General features: G+C 61.3%; 7 protein-coding genes. 5 read left to right on the top strand and 2 right to left on the bottom strand.

What is annotated here, in order from left to right; translation table 11 throughout:
• Positions 1-400 precede the first annotated feature (400 nt).
• From ACQUQ1_RS21480 to ACQUQ1_RS21470, 3 genes are all read left to right on the top strand, one after another.
• Positions 401-838 carry a hypothetical protein gene (locus ACQUQ1_RS21480; RefSeq protein WP_435066262.1) on the top strand — a complete coding sequence of 146 codons (438 nt, stop codon included), beginning with the start codon at positions 401-403 and terminating at the stop codon, positions 836-838.
• Positions 831-2780 (top strand): hypothetical protein, encoded by a 1950-nt coding sequence (locus tag ACQUQ1_RS21475; RefSeq protein ID WP_435066261.1) that lies wholly within the window; start codon positions 831-833, stop codon positions 2778-2780. Before ACQUQ1_RS21480 ends, ACQUQ1_RS21475 begins: the two co-directional genes overlap by 8 nt.
• Before the next feature lie 187 nt (positions 2781-2967).
• Positions 2968-3156, top strand: coding sequence for a hypothetical protein (locus ACQUQ1_RS21470; protein ID WP_435066260.1), 189 nt, complete (start codon positions 2968-2970; stop codon positions 3154-3156).
• Here the strand turns inward: ACQUQ1_RS21470 and ACQUQ1_RS21465 are convergent, their stop codons facing one another.
• A complete protein-coding gene (locus ACQUQ1_RS21465; RefSeq protein WP_435066259.1) occupies positions 3157-3474 on the bottom strand; it encodes a hypothetical protein in 318 nt (105 codons plus the stop codon).
• 176 nt (positions 3475-3650) lie between these two features.
• On the opposite strand from ACQUQ1_RS21465, the gene ACQUQ1_RS21460 reads away from it, so the two are divergent.
• Positions 3651-3851 carry a hypothetical protein gene (locus ACQUQ1_RS21460; RefSeq protein ID WP_435066258.1) on the top strand — a complete coding sequence of 67 codons (201 nt, stop codon included), beginning with the start codon at positions 3651-3653 and terminating at the stop codon, positions 3849-3851.
• Position 3852: 1 nt separating this feature from the next.
• Here the strand turns inward: ACQUQ1_RS21460 and ACQUQ1_RS21455 are convergent, their stop codons facing one another.
• On the bottom strand, positions 3853-4209 hold the full coding sequence (locus tag ACQUQ1_RS21455; protein WP_435066257.1) for a MarR family transcriptional regulator: 357 nt from the start codon (positions 4207-4209) through the stop codon (positions 3853-3855).
• A gap of 377 nt (positions 4210-4586) precedes the next feature.
• Between ACQUQ1_RS21455 and ACQUQ1_RS21450 the strand changes: the two genes are divergently transcribed.
• A complete protein-coding gene (locus ACQUQ1_RS21450; protein ID WP_435066256.1) occupies positions 4587-5624 on the top strand; it encodes a tyrosine-type recombinase/integrase in 1038 nt (345 codons plus the stop codon).
• The last annotated feature ends 148 nt before the right edge of the window (positions 5625-5772 follow it).

The following is a 5772-nucleotide window of genomic DNA, read 5'->3' as shown; positions in this document are numbered from 1 at the left end:
CGGCTCATACTCCGGCCGGCCCTGGCCGCCGGATGGGACACCGGGCGGTCGAGGGTTCGAATCCCTCTGGGCCCACTTCTCGCGCGGCTGATTCTGAGTGTACACGGAATCCCTGGTGTAACCCGTCCTGCCGCCCAGTAGCGCCGAATCTTGATTTCTCGAAGTCCGCGTTTGAGCGGTTTATCGACCGCACTGCGGTCGCGGGTTCCCGCCGTCGGTCGAAACTCTTAGTCGAACGACCGCCCGCGCCCCCGCGGCTCCCCCGGCGAGCGTCGTGCCTCCATCCCACCCACCCATCCCAGCGGTGGCGGGTAGCGTGCGGAGGCCGCACGCGAGAGGCCCCCCTGAGGGGTCCGAGCGCGGCCTCCGCGCTGCTCGACCCCAACGGAGGTGTCGCTCGATGAGGGGTCGGTACATCGAGTTCCAATGTCGCGGCTGTGATCAGCTCACCCTCACCGAGGAACTGACTGACCACGCCCGACATCGGGAGTGCCCGCGGTGCTTCTCGATTCCGGACCTCCGCCGGGAACCGGTGGACTATCGACTCCCGTCGCTCCGGTGGGCGATCGAGGCCGCCCCGCTCGACCTCGCCCCCGCCGCAAGCGAGGGAGAGGCCGACGGCGCGGGCGGTGCCGCCGCGAGTGCCCCGAGCGGCGGCGCGCCGTCGGCCCGCGCGGAGCGGGGGCTTGCCCCCGACCGCGCAGCCCGAGCGCCAGAGGGAGGCCCGACCGGGCCGACCGAGAACGAGCGGCGGTGCGGAAGTCGTACCGAGTCCGCGCGCGCCTACGGTGGTGAACCGACAGAGGAGACGACGCCCGTCCGGTGGGTCGATGAGTAGCGGGCCAACCGAACCGCGCAAATCGACCTCCGAGGGAAGCGGTGCGTCTTGGCCTTCCAAGGAGACTAACTCTGTAGAGACTCCTACCGGCGGTTCTCGCGGAGATTGCGTCCCCGCGATCGTCCACGAGCGTGTTTCCGAGTTCAAACGGAAGTACCCCGACCTGGCCGACCTCCCGCTGTCGCGTACCCACGGACGAAGCCTCCGCCGGATCGTTACCGAAGCCGAGTGGACGGACGAACTGGTGGAACCCGATGCGTTCGGAGAATCGGCCTTCTGGACGAGCAAAATCGAGTCGCGGAAGGCCGCGCCGTGGGCCGACGCCCTCGCTGCGTTCCTCACGGCGCATCTGGAATATGATGGCCTGCTCGCCCGCTTCTCGAACGGAGAAGAGTCGTTCGAGATTCCGCTCACGGACGCGTGGGGCCAGGAATACCACGCGAAGCAGTACGCCCGCGCCCGTGCGCTGGAACGGCAGATGGGAGGCGGAGAACGCCCGTCCGGCGGCGAAGCCGTTGCCGCGTGGGACCGCCCGGCCACGGCGATGCTCACCCTCTCCGCGTCGTCGGTCCCCGACGGCGATCGTCTCCCCCCGGTCGACCACCTCGACGCCGTGCATGACTCCTTCTCGTACGGAGGCGTCCGCGATACGCTCCGGAACGCGATGGAGTACCACCTCGGGTTAGACTCCGAAGAATGGGGATACTGGCTCCAAGCCGAACCCCACGGACTCGGCGGTGATCCGGGAATGAACGCCTGCTACACGCACGTCCACGTAGGCGTGTACTTCGACGGCGGCGGCCTCGACGCCGAACACGTCGGCTCCGAACTGGAGCGGGTCGTAGACAAACACGTGGAGGTGTGCGAGCCCGCCGGCGCGAGCGCGCACGACTACGCGTCGATACGGTCGTACGAAGAGGAGAACGACGGGTGTATCTCGGTCAACATGGAGGTCGGGAACCTCGGTTCCTACCTCGCAGCGTACATGGGCGGCTCGTACGATGAGGCCCTGGAAGAGCGACCCATCGAGTACCTCGCATGGGGCGCGCTGTACTGGTCCACTGCGAGGCGGCGCACGACTCGTTCACAGACCGTGAATCAGGCTATCGCGGCCGACGCCTGCGAGCAGCGCGCGGAGTCCGACAGCGCCGGGCAGACGGCCTCGCACGGCGACGGCGTGCGATGGTCCGAAGCGAACGGCCCAGACGTGGTGTGTCGCTGCTGCTCGTCCGGGTGGGCGATCGACCAATCCCGGCTCGAACCGCCCACGCTTGACGACGACCTGCGGGCGCTGCTGCCCGACTCGCCGCCGGACCGGAACTCCGACTCCGAGCCGTCGCTCTCGGACCTGTGGGCCGACGCGCGCGCTGCCGGGCGAGCCGGCGAGAGTACCGAGTCGGCCCGCGTCCGCGAGCGGGTGACTCGGTGGCTCGACGCGCACCCCGACGCCGACGTTACGCCTGTCGGTCTGCTCGGTCGGCTCGATCTCGACCCGGCGCACGTCGAACTGGTCGCCGATCTCCTCGCGGGGAGTGAGAATGAATCCGAGTCAGAGGGATTCGTTCGATATGAGGGGCTCGCGACCAAGTGGGAGATAGAGGCGATCGTCGACGCTGACGGCCAGGAACATGCGCCTGGAGACGGCGGTGTGGACATGGTGGCGCTGCATCTCCCTGAGAAACGGATCCGCGAGTGTACGCGTCTGGCGAAGCCGCTGAAGAAAGGGGAGATATGGCGCTGCGGGAAATGCAATTTCGCGACTCACAACGCCCACATGATGGCTGGCCACCTCGTTGATCACGGGCTCGAAGATCCCGAGGTTGCCGACCACATACTGATGTATCATCCGCTTGCGGAGGTTCGCAAGCGAGAACCCCGTAAAGAGATGCAATACAATGGTGAACGCTCGAACCCCGCTGAGGCGATGTTCCATGCCAGGTGAGTGGTAGGCTGCGTTCGCTAATCTGGTTAGGCTGGACATCTGGTCCACTCACTAAACCTATATGAATATTACCCCACAAGCCGGTTTTCTTAAATATAGTATATAAATCAGCTATTCGTATGTACTCAGTTTAAATTCTCATACCCCCCGCATCAGGTTTAAGATTAGATACTCGCCAGTGTATTCTGTGCCATCGATAAAATTCGAAACACCTGACGGAATCGAAATACACCAGTCCGAAAAAATTCAGTATAAAGATAATCATTGGCATGTCAGCATCGGAGATTCAGAAGAAGTAAAAATAATTCCTAGGGAGAAAGTATATTCAGTTCGAAAGAATAAATCAAAAGGAGGGGGAGAATATTTAGAATGGTAGTCAATTTTCTTCAGTTGGTTTCTGGTTTCGAATTCGCAGGTATCGGCGAGTATACCAAAATGGGATTCCACCTATGATACCAATACCGACTAATCCTCCAACAAATTCTCCCAGTGTCAGACTTCCAGAAATTAAACCGAATACAGAAATAATAGCTAAGAAACCAAACAGAATTGACCCGGGGAGCGCACATAACCAAAAGAACAGTTTACCAATAATCGAAACAGAAGGTTCGTAACCGCACTTAGGACATCGTTCAACAGTTGTATCGATCTCTGATTTGCATTTTGTACACAGTGCAGTTTCTGTCTTATTCATATTGCATTATAGCTACGTATCTGATAAAGGCGTGTCGTATAACTATTATTATATTTCCTTAACAGCTATCTCCCTGTCAGCGAATTAGTACAATTATACAGAATTACAATCCTAAGCCTTCAGATTACATCACAGTGCCCAAGTAACTATATTACGACGGGTATTATAACACAAATATGGCCATACTCAAACACCCTGAAACAGGCGAGCGCAAGCAGATCGACGGTGAAATCCCGTTCGGAGCTACCTACGGCGTCGAGGGATACGACGAAGAACAGGAGGAGTTTTGGGAACAGGTACGCGTCGACATCGACGGCGAGTCGTGGATCGTGGTCGATGACGGAACCGACATGGTGTCGCTCGGTCCGGATACCTAACTCAAGACGAGCCCCATTCTCGCTCGGGCAGCACGATCCCGCTCATCAGGAGACCCGCACCAAGTTCCGAGATTCGGTACTTTCCTCTACCTTCTTTTTCGACTAAACCACCCGCCTGTAGAGCGTTCAAGCGTCTAGATACGGAACTTCGGGACCGTCCGATGTTGTCCGCGATAACAGTTGGAGTGAGCACAAGTTCGGAGTACATGAGAACGTCCAGAATTTCCATATCTACATCGGTCAGCCAGTCGTAATCGTCCTCGTCCTCACTGTACCAAGCTTTCTCAGCATCAGACAGTTTTTCCGAGGTGACCCTGTATCGGTTAGAATCCTCCTCGGTGCCCTCCCCTTCGGTCATAGGCCCCCTATTCCGTTCCACTCTGATAGTGGTTCCCCATAAGAGTCCACTTCTTGAAGTCCACTAATTAGTGGCAACGTTGAAGTATCATTGCATATATCGGGTAGACAGGGACTGCCTGTCGGTTCCTGATGACTGGTCGGCGGATGAAGAGGGAGCCGCGCTGGCACGCGGCTCCATCGGTGGTTCCCGTGATCGCCAATGTACGGGACCAACGCGGGGCCTGTGAGCCCCATCCAGACGGACGTAACGCCGACTGAAAACTCCGCCGGGAGGTGCGCCTACTGCGAGAACGTCGCCGATGGCGTCGACGCCAATCGGTGTGTTCAGGTCTGCCGCCGGTGCGCCGATCTGCTTCCTGATCGGGAGGTCGCCCGATGAGCGACGGGCTCGAACCCCTCACCCCGCGTGAGGGAATCGAGATGTACCTGGAAGCTCGTCGCGACGAGCTGACGAAGGGAACGATTCGAGGACAGACCTACCGGCTCGACGCCTTCCAGCAGTGGTGTGAAGAAGAGGGAATCGAGAACCTGAACGAACTGACCGGCCGGGACCTCTACCGCTACCGCGTGTGGAGACGTGAGGGGCACGGCGAAGGCCGCGACCCGATCGCCCCGGTGACCCTCCGCGGGCAGTTGGCGACGCTGCGCGCGTTCCTCCGGTTCGCCGAGGAGATCGACGCCGTGCGCGACGACCTCCGGACCGACGTTCCGCTGCCGGTCGTGACCGGCGGCCAGAACGTGAGTGAAACGACCCTCGAACCGGAGCGCGTTGGCGACATACTGGAATACCTCGACCGCTACGAGTACGCGAGTCGGAATCACGTCATCCTCCTCTTGATGTGGCACACCGGCGCGCGAGCGGGCGGTATTCGCTCGCTCGACGTAGGTGATGTCGACCTGGACACCGAGCGGCCGGGTATCCAGTTCCGGCACCGACCGGAGTCGGATACTCCGCTCAAGAACAAGGAGCGTGGGGAGCGATGGAACGCGATCAGCCCGTACGTCTCGCGGATTCTGGAGGACTACATCGACGGTCCCCGAGAAGACGTGCGCGACGACTACGGACGCGAACCGCTGATCACGACCGAGTACGGGCGCGTGTCGATCTCGGCGCTGCGGGACACCCTGTACCGTATCACCCGTCCCTGCTGGCGCGGGGCGGGGTGTCCGCACGACCGGGACCCGGAGACGTGCGAGGCGACCCACTCGGATCGGATGAGTACGTGTCCGTCCTCCCGGTCCCCACACGACGTTCGTAGCGGCCGCGTGACCGCCTACCGCCGCGACGACGTGCCGCGGCGGGTCGTCTCCGATCGGCTCGACGCGAGCGGCGGCATCCTCGACGAACATTACGACCGGCGGAGTTCGCGCGAGAAGGCCGAGCAGCGACGCGACTACCTCCCGGACCTATGACGGCGGTAGTATCCACATCGTTGGTCGAGCGGTCGGACACCGGAGGGGAGCGACAGTTCCGGAGTGCTGTCCCCTCTGGGCCCACTCCCGGTTCTCGTGATGCCACCCCCGGAAAGCGTGCGGTCCGGCGGCCGTTCGGCCCGGTCGG

It is taken from the genome of Halobaculum sp. EA56, from assembly GCF_051195075.1.
Classification (GTDB): domain Archaea; phylum Halobacteriota; class Halobacteria; order Halobacteriales; family Haloferacaceae; genus Halobaculum.
This window is presented reverse-complemented; position numbering and strand designations above follow the sequence as displayed.